Raw genomic sequence first — 16,985 nt, 5'->3', positions numbered from 1 at the left:
TGGTGCCCATCTATTGAGATAGAACACAGCAATGCCTTACAACTTTCCAGACCTTCATGCTGAAAAGAACAGCGTCGTGCGGGAGTTATTCATCTCCACGGCCGATGACAATTACATCTTGGCAAGATGGTGCTTTCAGCAAAGGCTGAACGTCGATTTTTTCTGGCTGGCGGTTCACTGCTTAGAAAAGTATTTCAAGGCCGTCTTGCTGATGAACGGCCACTCCTCGAATGGATACGGACACGATATCGTCCGGCTATATGACGCGGTACAGCCTCTGGCACCCGAATTATTGATCTCTGAGTTCGCCAGACCCGAGAATATGCCAGCTGGCATGTGGCGCAACGAAACGGTGATGGAATTTCTCGCTCGGCTCTATCAGGATGGCAACGCGCACAACCGTTACTTGATTTATGGATATGTCAGGAACGCCGAAGATCTCTTCAAGCTCGACCAAGTCGTATTTTCAGTCAGACGACTCACGCAAGCTCTGGAAGTTCGATACGTGGGCGACGGCGAGAATGACGGGTTGCCGACATACTCCCGGCGTGAAGCATTGGCGAGGAGGCCGACCCGGCATGAAAACATGCAGAGCAACTTAGAACAGACAATGGAAGGCAAGCGCGGCGTGGAATTGCAGAGAGTGCTGCTCAACTGGAATTTCCCTTTCACCGACCATCGCTATCAGCACGAACAATCGACATTCATGTCCGCGTCGCAAAATCCCATTCTGATGACGCGGCTCTACGATCCACTCGACTGTGGTACCAGCCATTTCGCTGAAGCCGATAGGTTCTGGGAATGGGTTCAGGAGAACATTTATTTGCCTGGCGCCCTCGTGAAGGAAATAGAAACCGAGCGGGTCAGGCGCAAAGCGGATACAACCGCAGCAGGACGAGTATAGACCACAAAAGTGAGGAAAGCTTGTGTCATCCGAATTGGAGTACGGGGAGCGATACTGCGCTTTCGTCGATATTCTGGGGTTTCGCGGTCTGATCGGCGAACTTGGCAGAGGTGCCTTGTCGATCACTGAGTTGCGCGACCTCCTGACGACCATCCACAAAACTGATGGCCTGAGCACACAATACTGGCAGACCGATTTTCGTACCCAAAGCATCTCGGATGCGGTTGCTATCTCGACGAACGTGACCCGTGAAGGTCTGACCGAGATACTGCGGGCGCTCGAAAATCTGACACTACGCCTATTGAACAAGGGTTATTTCATTCGAGGTGGCCTCGTGAAGGGTCGCCTCTTCCATGACGAGAACGTCGTTTTTGGCGATGCTCTCGTTGACGCTTACCGCCTTGAATCAGAAGTCGCCCTCTACCCGCGTATAATGGCAACAAGAGCCGTCTGGCTGGACTTCGAGAAATATAGAGCAGAGGGCGACGACCATTCGCTGGACGATTGGATAAAGCAATCCGATGATGGTCCGATGTTCGTTCACACCCTTCGGGCCACGTCGCAATTCGCTTATCGAACGAAACTCGAAAACATCAACTTGAGCCCTCCCGAGCGGACGAGCCTCGACCACATCACGGACTTGCAAAACATAATCCTAGAGAAATTGGACGAGTCTATCGACAATCCTCGCTATTTTCAGAAAGTCCAATGGTTTGCAGAATACTGGAACAGGTCGGTCCCATACGGGGGCAAAGACTTTACCAGCATTCAAGGGCCAGGCCTGAACGAGACCAAGTGGCTTGTGGGCGCCGATCAACCGTTCCATCCATTGCCGTAGGGAAAAATCGTGAGCACCGGCGAAAACGATCTGAAAAGTGCTTGTTTCGAACTGGCTCGGACGACGAAGTGGTCGCGGAAACCCATCGATGCCGAATTACTAAGCTCGCTGGCGGTCAAGTTTGAGGAGATCGCCCGGGGCTTTGTAGAAGAGTCGCTGGACCGAGATATCCCGCTTATCGTCAAAGCGGTCCGCTACTTAAACCAAGTCCATGCCCTGCCGCCAATGGATGAAGACACGAGCTGGTTCTACAACATGCTCTCGGTCGTCGTGGAAATCGCGCGCCCAAATACCGTCGTTGACGAACGTGGCAAACCGTTCCTGGAAGAGATGCAGAAAGGAATCCACCGGTCGCTAAGCTTCCAAGCATGAGCGAGATGGGGCAGCGTTAGGGGCAAAGCGCCCTAGTGCTGCATGTCGGCTAGTTCGTCCACCAAAACACGAACATTCTCGCTGTAGTCTACGGGCACCACCACGAGGTGGAGCCCCCCGGCCGCGAAGGCCTTCTCCAGTGTCGGTGCCAGACCGCCCGCCTCGGTCACGCGATGACCCTGGGCACCGTAGGACTGCGCGTACGCGACGTAATCCGGATTGCCGAAAGTCATCCCCGCATCGGCGAAACCGTCGACGGCTTGCTTCCACCTGATCATCCCGTAGGCGTGATCCTCGGGCCGTTGGTCGGAGATCAAAACGGACGCTTCCGTCTCCTCTAAAAGGGAGAACAGAGCCTCCTTGGGGTGATTACACGTATATTCTGCTGTGCGGTTACAAGTGTTTTGTGTTAAGTGCTTGAACGTGAACAGGTTCCGGGCTCCGCATCGTCGTTTGTCAGTCTCCGGCGGATCTGTCGCCACTCAGATATCCACTTACCATTGCGGATGAGGAGGCCGGAGACGGGCGCCCTGCTCTACGGTCCGCGCCTTAGTGAGACGTTTGGTGGACTAGGCGCCTGAGGCGCGCCTTTCGCAGATTGACCAGGATATGCGCCTCCTCGATCGCAATTGCCAGGAACGGACCGGCAGCTGAGAGGACGATGCTTGCTGGCCCGCGTTCAGACGCCGTAATCCTCGGCCGTTGACGATCCGACCTGTCTGCCCTGTAAGATCGCAGCCCAGGCATGAAGAAGGATGCGACAGATGCAAATAGTGAGGATCGCCGTACTTGCCATCATGCTGCCCGCCAGCGCTTCGGCGCAGGAATTAACGCAGCGGCCCGTCAGAACTGAGAAGATCACGGGCGCTACCGGAGGCGTCGGCCTTTATGAAATCGGACCTGACGGAACCGTACTCATCGACTGGCGTGCGGTCGAAGCTGCGGCCAACGGCCCGGCCGATCGGATGTCCGCACCCGTGGCGAAGGTGATGCTGGCAATCCGGGACAGCAAATGGAAGCCGATGACACGGTGACTGAGCGCAGATCGGAAGGCCCGTACACCCATTTGCTCAAGTTTGCGCAGACGGACGACGACAGCAGCCGCATCTACAATCTTATCGAGATCCTGCGCGAATTTGATCAATTCACCGACGAAATCGAGTTGTCGGTTGCGGGGCGCTGCGACCGGGAAACGCTGGGGGAGCTGTTCGACGACTTTGTTGTCGAGAGCCTTGGCCAGGAGGGCTATTGGGGCCGCCATACTCTTTGGGAGATAGAGTTTTTCACGAGTACACCGAGATTCACGACATCGAGGTCGATGAAGTCGAGTTCACGGGCGGCGACGGGGTGTCGTTCACGGCGCTGGTGCATTTCGACGTCAGCGGATCGACGGATGACGGTGACGACGGATACTCCGGTCGGGACACGTTCACCTATCTAGCCTCGGGCAATTTGGACTTCCCGCGGCGCGCAGTCGTGGAAGATCTCAAATTCCGGCCGTAGTCCGACCAGAACCGGAGTTCCCATCCAGCAGCGGCGCTTGTCCGAAAATCCTCGGCACGTCCTGAGAGTGACTTGCCGTCGCTGTGACCGGATCGTTGAAATTCAGACGATTGACACGGCGCGCATCTACGGACCCCATGCCATCTGGAAAGACGTGGGCATGAAGCTGCTCGACAGCGGCTGCCAAGAACGCACGGGACGCCTTGAGGAGGACGGCTGCTGGCCCACATTTGAGACGACATAGCATTTTTTGATTTTCCATTTTTGACCGTCGCGCTTGGACTCCCATATGGCTCCGAAATATCACCCCACGCCCTATCCGGCGGCCACCGGAAAGCTCTGAATAAGGAGCTCCGACAAGCGCGCGGGATGACTCGCATCTTAATCACGGCAACATTCCAAGATCAGCCGGGCCTTGGTCACGGAGCTCTTTGGGGGCCGAGCGGAGTTTGTGCAAAGCTGAATGTCGGACAAGGTTCCGACTAAGCGAATTGCGGACGGGCGTATTGCTATTCGCGATCAGTTCGGATTGGCTTGCCTAACCGTACGATGGCAACGCTCCGGCGCCCCATCTGATCGAAACTGTCGTCCTGAACCACCTGCCAGCATGGTGTCCAAGACAACTGCGCCGGAAAATATCTTCCAGGTATTCCCAGCACTCTCCCTTGATGCTGACGTGAATGGATGCGCGTTGATACGATGCGCTGCTGCATCGCGCCCATCCCATTCCAAATCGGCGGAACCGCCCGGCCTTCCCTCCATTGCCGTTTCCTGTAAACAGAGGAATCAATGCATTACCTTGCCGCGCCTTCGCCGACGACCGAGAACGGCGCCCAAAACGCTGGATAGGCGTTCAGAGGATTTGAACCATCGTTCATATAATCGAGCATCGCCCGCCTTAGCGCCTCCGATCGACCTAGTTTGGAGTCACTTGCGATCTTGGAAAAGGTCGAGGTCGTCAGTTGGGTAGCCGCAGCTGAATCGACTGACCAGTGCGACACTAGAAGCGCTCGAGCCCCGGCGTAAAAGAATGCTCGCGCCAAGCCCGACAACGCATCGGCCCCGGGTTTGTCGCCTGCCATGGTATTGCAGGCCGACAGTACAACCCAGTCAGCATTTAGTGAGAGCTGAGCGACCTCGCTCGCCGTAAGCAACCCATCGTCCAAAGCACTCGGCTCGCGAGGTAAGGTCAGAGCTAAAGATGGTTCACCCATTCCGCTTACGTCACCGGCAACAAGACCATGCGTAGCAAAGTATACAACACGGTAATTCGCGAGAGGTTTACTCTTCACATTGGTTTCAGTCGCATCTTTCTCCAACAGAATGTCACTCGAAGGAGCGCCAAGATGTTTTCCCACAGCCTTTAACTCTGTCGCAGTATCTAGAAGTGACGGCAAACTTTGAGCAAGATTTGCGCGATCTACACCAGCGCCACGCCAAAACTCCGTGTAAGCCCGCACCTTCGTCGCAACTCTAGTCGATGCTCTTTGTTCGGCAAGAGCACGAGTACGTTCTGAAGGGTCAAAAATGGGATCACCAAAAGCAATGAGACCTTTGCTCGCTTGCTGCTTGCTGGCAATCATTCTGATGGAGCGAAGGCTGGCCGCAGATGGCAACACCGTCACAGCTTGCCGCTTAATCAGCCAAGCCGCATTTCGATAGCTCGCAATATCCTTTAGTTCCGGCTTTGCTACAATAGGTTTATCTGTCACCAGCAGATGGAATGGCAGCGCCGTAAGCGGCCCAGACGGCACGATCATCACATGCCGCTTGTCTTTGATGAATTCCTCGATTGGCGCCATGAGCGTCGAGTACAACTCGTGTGCCACTGATAAATCGAACAGCTCCGGTCGTTTCCGGGTCTTGACAAATTCAAGGCGCTGCTCCTCAAAATCATGCAATCCGCGTCGAAAACGCCTTACCGTATCGCTCAAAGCGGCCGCGCCCGATGGTATCTCTCGCCATATAAGCCCCTCCCGCGAGAGCGAAAAAACATAAGTTTGCTTGTCGCCGACCAAAAAATAGACCAGCGCCTCGTCTTCTCCAAGCAAGTCCTTCGCTTCTTCCTGTCTTAATGGTTTAGGCGCGGCTAGCGCTGTGTAATCAGGAAACTCCCGGTCGAGGCGCGCAATGACAGCTGAACGTCTGCCCTCAAGCTCAACGATTTGACCGCGCAATCCCGCTACCACAGCCCGCTCGGAAATCGTCTCTCTTTTCGACATCGCCTCGCTGAGTCTTTGATCGAGAGCACGCCATGATGCCTGCAGATCTTGCCGCTCTCGGGCGAGTGTCGACAACGCACTATCTTTTGAAGCGAACCGCACGTTCATCTGCTGGAGCGCAGCCGCTGCGGACGATTGTGTTGCTCGTTGTGATACCTCAAATGCCTCTGCACTTATTTCTGGATCGGCCTTACCTGCCGACCGTATTGTAACAGCTAGGCTTCGCACATGCTGCGTAAAATACTCCGCCTGCGTTGTAGTCAACTCGCTTGACCTCTCATCGCCCACAATTCCTCCGCTACTCCCGACGCCAGAATTTGAAATGACTTTCGTCGCCCTTCGCGAATAGAATAATGCGTCGTCTGCCCTCCCCATAGCGTCGCTGACCTTGGCCAAATTGTCCAACGTCTCTGCAACACGCGGATGATGATCGCCTAGTTTCTCCTCCCGCTTAGCCAAAGCCTCTATGAGTAGAGCTTTCGCCTCCGGCAACTTGCCTTGCAGCAAATATGATACTGCGAAATCGTTCCGAAGTTCGGCCAATTGCAGACCGCCGTCGCTCGAGTTCTTTTGAACAATTTGAATCGCCTTGTTATATGCCTGCTGGGCTTCACTGAATTTGCCCTGCGTCTGATACGTGTAAGCGAGGCTATTCAATACCGAAACGACGAGCGGACTAGTGCTGGATATCTTTTCCGCGATTGCCAACGCCTGCTTTTCAAACTCTTCAGCTTTATCGAGATGACCTTGCCGTCTATTTAGAATGCCAATGCTATTCAATGTTCGGGCCACCCCTGGATCACCAGCGCCAACCATTTGCCTCCTGATAGCCAACGATCTTTGATAAAGCCCCTCGGCCTCGCCAAACCTACCTTGCTGGACATAGACGACAGCGAGATTGCTGAGAGGAGTAACTATCCTGTAGTCAAACGCCATCCTGTCGGTCTTAGCGTACGATTCCCCCTCGTAGATGCTAAGAGCCCGCTTATAGAAGAATTCCGCGTCAGCGAGTCTCCCCTGGTTCGAATGCACAAGCCCCACATTTATAAGGCTCGCAGCGATTAACGGATCGTTCGCGCCCAATACACGCTCCCTGATCTGCAATGACCGCTTATAGAGTTCTTCGGCTTCTCGATATCGAGTCTGCGATCTGAGTGCAGAAGCCAGGCCACTCACAGATATGGCAAGCGGTGCATCCTCGATACCATTATTCTCTTGTCTGATTGAAATAGCGGCCCGATAGAGTTCCTCTGCTCCAATATACATCGCTTGGTTATTGTACTCGCTCGCCAAGCCTTCAAGTGTCTTGGCCGCATCGGGAGCACGCGCGTCGAGTGCCTTACGCTTGATATCATTGAGGCGACTTTCAATCTCCTTTGTTTCTTCAATCTTTTCCTGGGATCGATATACTTTCGCTAGTTCAAAAAGAGCCTTTGAAAGAGCCGCGTCTACCTCGGGCAGCGCCTTCTCCCTAATCGAGACAAGACGCTTGTATTGCACTTCCGCCTCGCTATTCCGCCCCTCCGCCTGGTAGCTCGAGGCAAGCTCTTCTAGACGTGGCGCCAAAGAAATGTGATCTGTTCCCACCTTTTGTTCTTGTAGTGTCAAGGCCCGCAGAAAGAGTTGCTCGGCTTCAGCGTACCTAAGATCGATTTTGTAAAGTCTGCCGAGTTTCGCTTTGGATTCGATAACGGCGGGAGAGTTAGCTCCGAGGTTGACCTCCTCAATCGCGAAGCTGCGCTTCACGAGCTCTAAAGCCTCGTCCAATCTGCCCTGCGATCGTACGACAAACGCTAATTCGCTCAGAACGGCCTGGACCTTTGAGCTATTGGCACCCAGCTTCTGCTCAAACAGCGGCAGAGCGCGCTTGATCAGTCTCTCAGACTCGCCATATTCGCCAAGCGGGCGATACACGACCGCGAAATTATAAAGGTAGTTCGCAAGATCAATTGGCGGAAAGACCCGCTCCGCAGACCCGAGTCCTTTTTTATAGACCACGAGAGCTTCATCGTATTTTTTTTGCTCTTCCAAAACAAACCCGAGCCCCATTAACGAGGAAGCCACGTTGAATTCGCTCGCATTTGGCGCTTTCTCGCGGATCGTCAATGCCCGTTTGTGAAACTCTTCTGCTTCGCGAGGCTTTTTGGTTCTCTGTTTGATAAGGCCGAGATTGAAAAGTGCTTGCGCGACCTCGACATGCTCTTTGCCAAGTGTTTTCTCTCGCAGATCGACTACTCGCAGGAGAAGTCCTTCGGACTTATCGTACTTTCTCTGGTCAAGATAGACATTGGATAGATTGAAGTATGTCCAGGCTAGGTCGGTGCTATTACCCTGGGCCAATCTGATCGTCACCGCACGATTGAGCGAATCCTCCGCTTTATCCATTATGCCTAGTCGATATTGTGCGAAGCCTAAGTTATTAAGTGCCAGACCGTAAAGCTCGTGACCGACACCGAACTTACTCTTGACCGCTGCTTCGTAAAGCTCCGCTTCTTGTAGCGCTCCCGGATTGTCACTCCGAAGTAGTGCTGCTTCGTATCGCTTCAAAATCCCGGGAATATCAGTAGGCTGAACTTTTGACGAAAGCTGTACGGTATTTGGAGTTGTGGCTGGCTCGGCTGAAAGCCGCTTGGGAGGCTCGACATCGGCGACCCCCTTTTCTCCCTTCCATTTCCCTTTTCCAAGGTTTGCGATAATTTCTTGGCGGGCTCTTATATTCTTCAGTTCATCGGCTTTCGCGTCGATCGGCGTAGACCCGTGCGCTGCGACAAGCCCAGCCAACGGCATGGGTAGTGATACAGTCACCCCACTCTGCTCCGTAAACTGGAGCAAAAGCGATTTACCAACCATCAACTTGTCGCGCAGAGTCTCCTTCAAATCCACGTCAGCCATGCACCCCATGGCATTGCAGATGACGAATGGGGCGCTGTCGAGAGGCGCCCCATCGACTGATAGCCGGATCGGTATTCCGACAGCTGCGATCAATGGAACGTATATTCGTAGGAGTTTCTTCTGTCCCCCCGCAGGCTCGACCAAGGCGACTGACGTAGCCGCTGTTCCAGTTGGGTTCCAAGCTATGACGCGCGTATGGCAGGCTAGTGCCGTGCCGGTCTTCTCGTCCTTGGCGCAGAACTTACTCCAGGGAATATAGCCAACAGACACCTTCCCGCCTTTCGGCGTTGCCGTCGCATCGTACTCGCCGCCGTACAGGAACAGCTGCAGGTGCTCACGCCTCAGCGCCGATAGCGACGTCCAATTCTCAGGAGTAAACTGATTTGCCTTTTCGAAATTCGCCAAGGGAAAAATGAAATTGAGCGGTTTGCCATCAATATTGATGGCTTGGATCGTAAGCTTCGCGCCGCTTTGTATCTTCGCAATGGCATCTGGTGCCAGTTGGTAACTCGCGGCACACCCGCCCTTAGAACAGCGATCGTACGCGCCATTTAGCGGAGTCGCGCTGTCCACCAGTATCCGTGTCCCGTGGACAATCTGCACCCCCAGCGGAAGAAGAACCCTGAATGGGTTGCCTATTTGCGGGCTGTCTTTGATAAGAGCGATGGAAGCAACCAATCCGTTTGCCTCAACAGCACGCGCACTAATTAGGCAAACATCTCGTTTGTCGATGCGTCTGCAAGTTCGGGTCCAGTCAGCGGCAGCAGCAGCGCCTTCAGTTGCGGCGCTCGCTGGGTATCCAATTGATGACAGCCAGAATGTCGAAAAGATCGCGATCGTCTTCCAATGTTTGGCAATCATATCAATTTCCTAAGCAGTTAGTACGGAGGCAGGAATTGAACAAATACGCACTAAAGATAAAATCACTGGATTTTGGATTCTGAAATTATAGGGCGAGTGCTTCCCACGCTATGAGCAGGACACTACCCTAACTCTCGCGCGCAGGCTGATACAATCAGAAATCGCCGGCTTGGCGAAGACGACTATTCCTTTTTTTCGGTACGCCTGCGTCAGGGGGGAAAATGAGACGAGCCCACACAGTTTATAAATGCCGCAAAGGCCTAGATGTCGGATGGGCCGCCCTGTTGGCATTGATGCTGAGTATTTGCGCGCCAGCTGACCAAACTGCCAAAGCAGTTGGCACAGAAGCAGACATAATCCGCTCCTTGCAGTCGAAGCGCATCCTGCGATGCCCGACCTCATCGGGATGCGCAAATGCGACCACTGCCAATAGTCGAGCAACAACGATACGCTTCTCGAACGGATCCGGACGATTGGACGGCCATGCGCGCAAACGTATCCGGCGTTTCCTCGTAGACTTCCGAAACGAGATGCCAGCGAACTCACTGATAAATGTTGATGGATATGCCGACGCAATCGGCTCCGTCAGCTACAACGTAGCGCTATCACGTCGTCGTGCCAGATCTGTTCGTGAAGCACTAATTCGGCACAACATCGCAAGTCGTTTTATAAAGATCACGGGAAATGGCATCCGGGCGCCGGATAGCAAAAATGCGTCCGCCGATGACAGAGTCGTCGTCATTAGCGCCAAGAGACTCGAACGCTAGCGCCCCTGCCCGCTTGCGTTATAGCACAACATGACCGCGCGTATCATCGGCGGGATGCAGATAGCCCTTCTTGGGGAGACGGGTGAACAACTTGCGCGCATCCGTTGTGCCGAGACCTTGCGCGGTCATCCGCGTAAAGGGTGACGTGAAAGCCGACGAGCCAATCGCTGCAAGCACAGTTGCCAAGGCAGACGCCCCGTTCAATGACGAGATTCCTTTTTATTGGGGGATACCACGACCCGCGACCAGGATGCTACCGCTCTGGCGGCATCCTATCGCCGCGTGGATGATGCCGCGGAAGCTTTCATGGACGCCATGGAAACTGCCCTGCCGCTGCACGTGGCATTGGTTGAAGTTCGCAAGGCACTCAGGAAACAGTTCAGGACGAAACACTTCAGCCGGGGCAGCAAGACATAACGAAGGAAGCCATATGGCGCGACGACCAGCCGAGACGATGACGGAGGTGCGGATTGATGTGAGCCGCTACGCCGGCATCACCGAGAAATTCAGGGAGGCAGTGCAGCTCTCCGGCGCCATCACCTATATTCAGGTTTGCGTCAGTGCCATTGATATGTATCCCGCCAAGTTAAGACGAGACCGGAGTCTGGCAGCGCGCCGCCAAACCCGAGACTAGCGCTTCGGCGCACACGCGTTCATCAACTTTTTCCGAATCGACGCGTTCTTCAGAGACCCCTTAAACATGAAATGGTTCTTGTCAGTGATGGTGACCAGCACTTCCTTTGACTTCGACTTATCGATAGCGACGTCGAGATCATACATGTTGTTCAAATCGGCGCGGCTTTCCGAGCCCCATTCGAAATAAAGGGCACCGCCAAGTCTCTTTTCATCGCATTGATAGACCTGTGGGTATGACTTGCCATCAATGAGCAGCGTAACATTCTGCACGGGATTTTTCAGGCATGCCATCTCGACATTATCCAGCTTCACGAAAAAAGCCGCGTTTCCTAACCCGAATTTGTCTTGGTCATTATAGCAACGATAACCAAAGTACGCCGGAACGGGTTGACCAGAAACTTGATACAACTGAACCAAAACAGATGCCCCATCATTGTCAAAAGGCACACGTTGCCAATCCGAGAGGTTCTCTGCCGAAGATGGGTTTGAGCAAACCAAAACGACAAGAGCGCTCAATAGTCCGAACTGACGCATGTATCTCTCCCCCGGGGCCACTGCAACTTAGGGGCGAGTCCGCGGGATTTCAACTGAATAGCTTGCAATCCAAAGCATAAGCCGCCGCCCAGGCGGCATCTGCTTCGTCTTCTTTTAAATCAGCGCCCCAGCGCGCTTTAGCCGCAGTCTGCTTGTCAGGCTTCTAGGCATTGCCCTTCCCCATGTCATCGTCACGTTTGACGAATGCACCACTCTTTTCCCGGCGCAGTATCATCCCGACTATTCCTCTCTGCACCACCCATCATGACGAATATCGCCGGCACGGACGAAAAACTTGGGAAGCAAAGTATGGTGCCCACGATTTGCATCTACGAAAGACGCAAGCTGCACTAATAGATTCGCCAAAGACACCTTAACGTTGTAGTTATGACTTTTGCTTCTTTTGGAGGGGTGGCTTATGTCGACGACCTTAATCTCTCTGCCCAAGACGATTCCCATTCCGCGGACCCTCAAGAAAATAGGCTTCCACGTCGAGGCGCTGGTCTCTTGCCAAGGTATGATTCTGGTCAATGGCAGGCCAGTCTGCAATGCGCGACATCCCATCGATGGGAACATCAACCCCGTCGTCGATAATGCCGACGTCATCTTGGGTTCTCTGAGCAGCCCCACCTTCCCAATAATCGTGACGGTTCTTTTCGTTACATATCGAGGCTTAAATCAGAGTGTCGAGGTAAAGGGGCATCTTTTGATTGGAGATACGCCGTACCCGTTTCAGTATTATACAACGACCTCAGTTGATCCTGGTATCACACACGTAGAGACCTGCGTTCTAACGTGATAAATTCGAAGCAGCCGACACTTGGTTGGAAACATGGCCTTTCTGTTCTCCGACTATGTATGCGGGCTGACAGTGCGCGCGCCGTTGAATATGGGCTCGCCGACCGACGCCATCGCGCCGACCGCCACGCTTCACGGCCTGAACTGCTTGCATGTCTGAATCGCGAGCAGGTCTGAAACCGACGTCAACTAATCCGTCTGCCCCAGCAGCTTAGCCACACGCTTCAACGTTTTCGCCGTCCGGCTTTCCGTGCTCGATAAGCTCGGCAAGCTCTTTCATTTCCGCGTCGGCCGATTCATCCTGAGGCTTAGGCCTACCTACTTTCAGCCAGGTCACGACCTTCTCGAACATCGGAATTCCCCATGCTTCGATTTGTTCTGCTACTCAGCTCTTCGGTTGCGGGTGCCTCCTGGGCCACTGCGAGACCGTGGATGTAAAGTATTACGGCCAGCTGGCCTGAAGACTTTTGCGTGCACCGAGATCACGCGCAGCAGCTTCGTCAATCGTGCCTGTTATGACAAGGCCCAGCAGTTCATGGTCGTGCAACTCAACGCTACCTACTACCCCTACTGCGAAATGCCTGCGGCCACCTACGATGCGTTTCTGGCAGCTCCGTCCATGGGTAAGTAATACAACGCCAACATCAAAGGTTCGGGTAGCGATGGGCCGTATGACTGCCGGACGCATCGGAAACCGACGTACTGAGCGGCGTCATTGTCCGGCTTCTCGGCAGATTTAAAGCGCAGCACCGCACCATTGCCGATGGTGATGGTCATATCGGTGTGGTTGACGATCTTCTTGCCCTTGAGACCGCGCTTGATACGGCCAAAGGCAATCTTGGCAGTGCCGGAGACAGGCGCGCCCCACCAAAACTCCCTGCCGCCTTACCCTTGAGCATGGCCTGTTCGACCAGCTACGCCACGCACGAGACGGTCTTGCCGCTCTTAGTGCTTCCCTCAATCCATGAATAGCGGGCTGGGTTGCCCTGTGCATCGAGCGGCTCTAAGAAAGCAGCCGTCTGCTTGGGATAGAGCTTCGGGCGGCGATAGACCTTTGCCACCCGGTTACTTGTCGCTTATCTCCAGGGTGATGACTTCGTTGGCGTCATCCTCTCCCTTTTGCGGAGCTTCCTGGCGTTCACGCCATCCGACCTCGCGGCGGTTCTTGAGCCAGAAGATACAGGCCGTGGTGTCGGGCGGGACGACCCGCTTGACCATTATAATTTCAAGACGCTCGGTTTCTTTCAGCCGTTTGCCGTCCTTATATTCGACGGTCTTCGGTTTGTGAGCCTGGACTTCCTCGAACTCGAAGCCGAGAGCGCGCTGGTGCAGCCGGTCGGCCACATCCATGTCGCTGACGAGCTTGCCGTCTTTTAGGGCCTGACAAAACTCGGGATGGTCAATCTTCCAGCGGTTGATGGTCCGCTCGTCCTTGTCGAAGAAGTCGGCAATCTCGTTATCAGTGGCACCGAGGCGGCAGAGCTTCGCGGCCTGGTCAGCATACTCAGGGAGATAATCGGACGGACATCCGGGCTTACGGGCAGGCTTGGCATTCACTCTTGAATTATGCTCACATCCTCAGATTGCAGACAATGGGAGAGCGTCATGACGAAGTTTGGTATTGCCGCGTTGCTACTCGCCGCGCTCGGAAGCGCAGACGCAGCATTCGCCGGGGACGCTGGCGACGCAATTGCACTCGGAGCGAAGATCGTGGCCGTAACCCCGGCTCCAGACGGACGCTTTCATATCGCGCTTCAGGGCGATAAGTGGGCGATGATATGCCTCCTGGACAAACCCAAAGTCGGCAATCTTAATACAGAGAGCTGCTACCGGGTGAAATAACGGCCGGTCACATGCTTGGGCCGTCATGCTCGATCGTGCACACAGCTCCGCAGATGTTGGCAAGGCTCTGTCAACTAGTCGAGATGGTCCTTGCCTGCCACCTTGTACGGCGGGGTATGAATCTTTCCGACAAGGACCATCATTAGCGAAGTCGCTGCGGTTACGAATTTATGCTGCACAGAGAATTTTTCGGCCTCTGGACTGTCCTTCAGCGCGTTGAAGCTCTCCACGATATTTGCAATCTCCGGGAGGTCGAAGGATAGATGCCTGATGCTATGCGCGAAGGCGTTTCGAATTTCCCTGAGTTTTTCCAAGTCGTGGCGGGTCAACTTGCCGATGATGCCCATCGCATAAGCTATTTTTATTTTCGCCGAGAAAGTTGAAAGAGGAGCTGTCCCGTCAAACAACTCGGCAAGCTCTTTTTCGCTCATATGGCTGAAGCGGTGCTCAATGGCTCCTCGCAGGACATCTTCGAGCACAGCCGCGCCAGCGAGAGCGCATCCTCTGGCGCCATCGTCGCCCATTTCGAAAAAGATTGCTCCTATCTCCTGGTCTGACGGGCGACTTTTGAGATATTTCTTCAGTGACTCGCCCACGCCAGTTCTCCGTTACCCTGATGACAGCTCCAAAAATCTGCGTCATGATTCCTACACGCCCCCAGGACGGATAGAAATCAATGAGAAGACCCTACAATGCTCATCTTCTTAATCGTAGTCGCCGCCGTATTTGGCGTTGGCGCCATTAGCTTCGAGGCAGGCCAACGCAGCCCGGAGACCAAGAACATCTTCACCTCTATACAAGAGAAGAACTAAGTGTCGAATGAGCGAAGGCCCCGCTGAGGGGCCTTTTTGTTGAGGACGGCGGCAAGGACAAACGGCCAAAGCTGCTCCTGGCGCCCTTTACTTGGCCCCGTTGCTGGACACGGTGGCCTGGTCCGTTTCCCGACTTGGGACCTCCCCTTGCAGGGTCTGCATGAAACGGGCTTTGGACGCCTCACATCGAGCTGATGCAGAGCAAATATATTGCTACCTACGCGGGGACTGCTAATTTCCACCGATGTCTTGGGAGATGCGCTGATGACTGATCCAAAGTATGACACTCTGGCCTCGCTTACCCCGCTACAACGCATTTCTAAGTTAGCTCGTGCGGGGTATTTATTTTATCTGATAGTCGCTTTGTTTTCAGTAACGGTGTCAATTGTTGCGTACTTCAATCAGGCGATTGAGGCGAACAAAGCTATCGAGCGGAGCCAGATGGCTGAAGAGCGAAGGCAGACCGTTTTATTCAAGACTAATGATGCGCTGAAACGCGCTCAAGATCATCTGGACCAAGCAAGACAGATCCTGAAGACGACACCCATTAACAGGGAAGATGCCCTCGCAGAAATCGGCCTTGCTAGTGAGAATCTGTTTCAACTATCAGGTGCGATAGATTATCTCGGGCGACCTGATGTACGTGAGAGGCGGTCCTCCCTCTCACCCCAAGAATGGCTTATCGGCCGGGCACACGCTGAAACAGTGGATGGTCGAGGACTGCCTAATGAGGCCAGAAGGTGGGTGCTTGGGTTGGTTCTTGGCGTTCTTGCGCTGACGTTTTTAGTCTCAATTGTATCCATCTTTTTCACGTCGAATGCAGAAGTGCTCAAGTTCGCTTTCGACACGGTAAAAACACTACTAGGCTTTTTCATCGGAGTCGCAACGACACTGATAGGAGCAGCTTGAATTCCCTCGCCCGGGGGCTGTCGGTCCCGCGCCAAGTGGCGCTCCTGCGGCATCCCAGACTTCCGGTTCTCGGTCGGCAGAATGGCAAGACCATACTGCCGGTCCCAGCCCGTCTGCTGACCTAATCGCATTACCCTTTAAAGTATGGAATATGAGCCGCCATCTTAAATGCTGCCACGGCAGCCAAACCCAGGGGGATGGCAACCCTACTGAGCAGCGCGATTATAATGAGGGCGAATCCCAGAGGGCGCCCGAACGATTCCACGACCCCTTTCGACTCGGACAGCACCAACGCTGCCCCGTCGGATTTTGGGCGCACGTCTCCCGGCACCATTTTAGGTGTCACTTTTCTCATAGTGATTCCTCGACGAAAGTTGTCCCCGAGCCTCCAACTTTGAGGCTATCGAATGACTAACAGTGCAGATCCTTGGCTCGTTCCATGGAACTGCTACTCAGAGCTATTCAGATATCTTTGTAGCGCATCGATATGCAATCTGTCCGCCAAAAGAGCGTGCAGAAATCGTCCAAATACTCCGTTTTACGTCCAGTTTGCTGGATTTCGACCAAAACATTTCGATTGCCAGTGTACCATTCACCTACTCATATCCGAAGCATCTCGCAGCTCACGAGCTAGGTATTAAAACGCGCCCGATCATAAGAGCACTCCTCCGGGCCACCCATGTTCGCTAGGAACATAATCTGAACGGATTGCAGCGGAAGTATGAGGTTTATAGTCTTGTCAGGAAAATACCCACAGCGGCTACGGCGACAAGCCAGGCAGCCAGAACAGCTATCGGGGCGATCCTTCGGCGGGGCGGATTAGAATTCTGCATGGGCCGAAATCACGGACACGCAGGTTCGTTTGCGCTGCACACCCCTCAACGAGCCGACGACCTTAAGCACCTTGCCGTAACCGCAGGTGCTGCTCTGAACATAGACCACGGCGAAGGGGGTTAGGGTGAGCGGCTCGCGGGCGAGGATGGGTTGGGCGGACGCCTGCCCGGCCCACAGCAATGCGATACCGAAAATAACCGTACGCATAACGCAACCCCACCACCCAACAACCGCATACAATGCGGATCTTGAGATTTAGTT

At 54.1% G+C, this 16,985-nt stretch carries 18 protein-coding genes and 2 pseudogenes; 12 read left to right on the top strand and 8 right to left on the bottom strand.

What is annotated here, in order from left to right:
* The first annotated feature begins 31 nt into the window (after window positions 1–31).
* The 3 genes from CHC01_RS09550 to CHC01_RS09540 are packed head-to-tail and all read left to right on the top strand — an operon-like array spanning window position 32 to window position 2,114.
* The gene (locus CHC01_RS09550; RefSeq protein WP_089264071.1) at window positions 32–904 is read left to right on the top strand and encodes a hypothetical protein; all 873 of its coding nucleotides are present in this window, start codon (window positions 32–34) and stop codon (window positions 902–904) included.
* 22 nt (window positions 905–926) lie between these two features.
* Window positions 927–1,742 (top strand): hypothetical protein, encoded by an 816-nt coding sequence (locus CHC01_RS09545; RefSeq protein ID WP_141137069.1) that lies wholly within the window; start codon window positions 927–929, stop codon window positions 1,740–1,742.
* A gap of 9 nt (window positions 1,743–1,751) precedes the next feature.
* On the top strand, window positions 1,752–2,114 hold the full coding sequence (locus tag CHC01_RS09540; protein ID WP_089264069.1) for a hypothetical protein: 363 nt from the start codon (window positions 1,752–1,754) through the stop codon (window positions 2,112–2,114).
* A 32-nt stretch (window positions 2,115–2,146) separates the two neighbouring features.
* Here the strand turns inward: CHC01_RS09540 and CHC01_RS09535 are convergent.
* A pseudogene (locus CHC01_RS09535) lies at window positions 2,147–2,410 on the bottom strand (thiamine pyrophosphate-dependent enzyme); the annotation flags it as partial.
* A 468-nt stretch (window positions 2,411–2,878) separates the two neighbouring features.
* On the opposite strand from CHC01_RS09535, the gene CHC01_RS09530 reads away from it, so the two are divergent.
* The 3 genes and pseudogenes from CHC01_RS09530 to CHC01_RS33000 all read left to right on the top strand — a co-directional run.
* Entirely contained in the window at window positions 2,879–3,148 is a 270-nt protein-coding gene (locus CHC01_RS09530; protein ID WP_141137068.1) for a hypothetical protein, read from the top strand.
* Complete coding sequence (locus CHC01_RS09525) at window positions 3,127–3,555, top strand: hypothetical protein (RefSeq protein ID WP_089264067.1); 429 nt, start codon at window positions 3,127–3,129, stop codon at window positions 3,553–3,555. The genes CHC01_RS09530 and CHC01_RS09525 overlap by 22 nt, the downstream gene beginning before the upstream one ends.
* An 81-nt stretch (window positions 3,556–3,636) precedes the next feature.
* Window positions 3,637–3,861, top strand: a pseudogene (locus CHC01_RS33000) (hypothetical protein); the annotation flags it as partial.
* Between the two features lie 550 nt (window positions 3,862–4,411).
* Here the strand turns inward: CHC01_RS33000 and CHC01_RS09515 are convergent.
* Window positions 4,412–9,592 (bottom strand): tetratricopeptide repeat protein, encoded by a 5,181-nt coding sequence (locus CHC01_RS09515; protein WP_089264066.1) that lies wholly within the window; start codon window positions 9,590–9,592, stop codon window positions 4,412–4,414.
* 221 nt (window positions 9,593–9,813) lie between these two features.
* On the opposite strand from CHC01_RS09515, the gene CHC01_RS33470 reads away from it, so the two are divergent.
* The gene (locus tag CHC01_RS33470; protein WP_089264065.1) at window positions 9,814–10,359 is read left to right on the top strand and encodes an OmpA family protein; all 546 of its coding nucleotides are present in this window, start codon (window positions 9,814–9,816) and stop codon (window positions 10,357–10,359) included.
* An 18-nt stretch (window positions 10,360–10,377) separates the two neighbouring features.
* On the opposite strand, the gene CHC01_RS32425 is transcribed toward CHC01_RS33470, so the two are convergent.
* Window positions 10,378–10,545: a hypothetical protein gene (locus CHC01_RS32425; protein WP_176454545.1), complete on the bottom strand. Its 168-nt coding sequence runs from the start codon at window positions 10,543–10,545 to the stop codon at window positions 10,378–10,380.
* 244 nt (window positions 10,546–10,789) lie between these two features.
* Between CHC01_RS32425 and CHC01_RS09500 the strand changes: the two genes are divergently transcribed.
* A complete protein-coding gene (locus tag CHC01_RS09500; protein ID WP_089264063.1) occupies window positions 10,790–10,993 on the top strand; it encodes a hypothetical protein in 204 nt (67 codons plus the stop codon).
* On the opposite strand, the gene CHC01_RS31865 is transcribed toward CHC01_RS09500, so the two are convergent.
* The gene (locus tag CHC01_RS31865; RefSeq protein WP_141137067.1) at window positions 10,990–11,529 is read right to left on the bottom strand and encodes a hypothetical protein; all 540 of its coding nucleotides are present in this window, start codon (window positions 11,527–11,529) and stop codon (window positions 10,990–10,992) included. The two genes, CHC01_RS09500 and CHC01_RS31865, sit on opposite strands and share 4 nt — an antisense overlap.
* Window positions 11,530–12,361: 832 nt before the next feature.
* On the opposite strand from CHC01_RS31865, the gene CHC01_RS33295 reads away from it, so the two are divergent.
* Window positions 12,362–12,487, top strand: coding sequence for a hypothetical protein (locus CHC01_RS33295; RefSeq protein WP_283805445.1), 126 nt, complete (start codon window positions 12,362–12,364; stop codon window positions 12,485–12,487).
* A gap of 51 nt (window positions 12,488–12,538) precedes the next feature.
* Here CHC01_RS33295 and CHC01_RS32995 read toward each other — a convergent pair whose 3' ends face one another.
* The gene (locus tag CHC01_RS32995; RefSeq protein WP_176454544.1) at window positions 12,539–12,679 is read right to left on the bottom strand and encodes a hypothetical protein; all 141 of its coding nucleotides are present in this window, start codon (window positions 12,677–12,679) and stop codon (window positions 12,539–12,541) included.
* Window positions 12,680–12,862: 183 nt separating this feature from the next.
* Here CHC01_RS32995 and CHC01_RS33465 point away from each other — a divergent pair, with 183 nt between their 5' ends.
* Window positions 12,863–12,958 carry a hypothetical protein gene (locus CHC01_RS33465; RefSeq protein WP_502695639.1) on the top strand — a complete coding sequence of 32 codons (96 nt, stop codon included), beginning with the start codon at window positions 12,863–12,865 and terminating at the stop codon, window positions 12,956–12,958.
* A gap of 434 nt (window positions 12,959–13,392) precedes the next feature.
* On the opposite strand, the gene CHC01_RS09480 is transcribed toward CHC01_RS33465, so the two are convergent.
* Entirely contained in the window at window positions 13,393–13,884 is a 492-nt protein-coding gene (locus tag CHC01_RS09480; protein WP_089264060.1) for a hypothetical protein, read from the bottom strand.
* A 48-nt stretch (window positions 13,885–13,932) separates the two neighbouring features.
* On the opposite strand from CHC01_RS09480, the gene CHC01_RS09475 reads away from it, so the two are divergent.
* Window positions 13,933–14,169 (top strand): hypothetical protein, encoded by a 237-nt coding sequence (locus CHC01_RS09475; protein ID WP_089264059.1) that lies wholly within the window; start codon window positions 13,933–13,935, stop codon window positions 14,167–14,169.
* 74 nt (window positions 14,170–14,243) lie between these two features.
* Here the strand turns inward: CHC01_RS09475 and CHC01_RS09470 are convergent, their stop codons facing one another.
* Window positions 14,244–14,765: an MltR family transcriptional regulator gene (locus tag CHC01_RS09470; RefSeq protein ID WP_089264058.1), complete on the bottom strand. Its 522-nt coding sequence runs from the start codon at window positions 14,763–14,765 to the stop codon at window positions 14,244–14,246.
* A 480-nt stretch (window positions 14,766–15,245) separates the two neighbouring features.
* Here CHC01_RS09470 and CHC01_RS09465 point away from each other — a divergent pair, with 480 nt between their 5' ends.
* Window positions 15,246–15,890, top strand: a complete 645-nt coding sequence (locus tag CHC01_RS09465) for a hypothetical protein (RefSeq protein ID WP_089264057.1) — start codon at window positions 15,246–15,248, stop codon at window positions 15,888–15,890.
* A gap of 819 nt (window positions 15,891–16,709) precedes the next feature.
* On the opposite strand, the gene CHC01_RS09455 is transcribed toward CHC01_RS09465, so the two are convergent.
* Window positions 16,710–16,931 (bottom strand): hypothetical protein, encoded by a 222-nt coding sequence (locus CHC01_RS09455; RefSeq protein WP_089264055.1) that lies wholly within the window; start codon window positions 16,929–16,931, stop codon window positions 16,710–16,712.
* Between the last annotated feature and the right edge of the window lie 54 nt (window positions 16,932–16,985).

Origin of the sequence: Tardiphaga sp. OK246 (assembly GCF_900188215.1) — a bacterium.
In the GTDB taxonomy this organism is placed as follows: domain Bacteria; phylum Pseudomonadota; class Alphaproteobacteria; order Rhizobiales; family Xanthobacteraceae; genus Tardiphaga; species Tardiphaga robiniae.
Note: the sequence above shows the minus strand (reverse complement) of the source record. Positions and strands in the feature narration are given on the sequence as shown.

Bases quoted from the DNA above. Each gene is read 5' to 3' on its own strand.
- CHC01_RS09550 (WP_089264071.1), top strand. From the start codon at position 32: ATGCCTTACAACTTTCCAGACCTTCATGCTGAAAAGAACAGCGTCGTG.
- CHC01_RS09530 (WP_141137068.1), top strand. From the start codon at position 2,879: ATGCAAATAGTGAGGATCGCCGTACTTGCCATCATGCTGCCCGCCAGC.
- CHC01_RS09525 (WP_089264067.1), top strand. From the start codon at position 3,127: ATGGAAGCCGATGACACGGTGACTGAGCGCAGATCGGAAGGCCCGTAC.
- CHC01_RS09515 (WP_089264066.1), bottom strand. From the start codon at position 9,592: ATGATTGCCAAACATTGGAAGACGATCGCGATCTTTTCGACATTCTGG.
- CHC01_RS33470 (WP_089264065.1), top strand. From the start codon at position 9,814: ATGAGACGAGCCCACACAGTTTATAAATGCCGCAAAGGCCTAGATGTC.
- CHC01_RS09500 (WP_089264063.1), top strand. From the start codon at position 10,790: ATGGCGCGACGACCAGCCGAGACGATGACGGAGGTGCGGATTGATGTG.
- CHC01_RS31865 (WP_141137067.1), bottom strand. From the start codon at position 11,529: ATGCGTCAGTTCGGACTATTGAGCGCTCTTGTCGTTTTGGTTTGCTCA.
- CHC01_RS33295 (WP_283805445.1), top strand. From the start codon at position 12,362: ATGGCCTTTCTGTTCTCCGACTATGTATGCGGGCTGACAGTGCGCGCG.
- CHC01_RS32995 (WP_176454544.1), bottom strand. From the start codon at position 12,679: ATGTTCGAGAAGGTCGTGACCTGGCTGAAAGTAGGTAGGCCTAAGCCT.
- CHC01_RS33465 (WP_502695639.1), top strand. From the start codon at position 12,863: ATGGTCGTGCAACTCAACGCTACCTACTACCCCTACTGCGAAATGCCT.
- CHC01_RS09475 (WP_089264059.1), top strand. From the start codon at position 13,933: ATGACGAAGTTTGGTATTGCCGCGTTGCTACTCGCCGCGCTCGGAAGC.
- CHC01_RS09465 (WP_089264057.1), top strand. From the start codon at position 15,246: ATGACTGATCCAAAGTATGACACTCTGGCCTCGCTTACCCCGCTACAA.
- CHC01_RS09455 (WP_089264055.1), bottom strand. From the start codon at position 16,931: ATGCGTACGGTTATTTTCGGTATCGCATTGCTGTGGGCCGGGCAGGCG.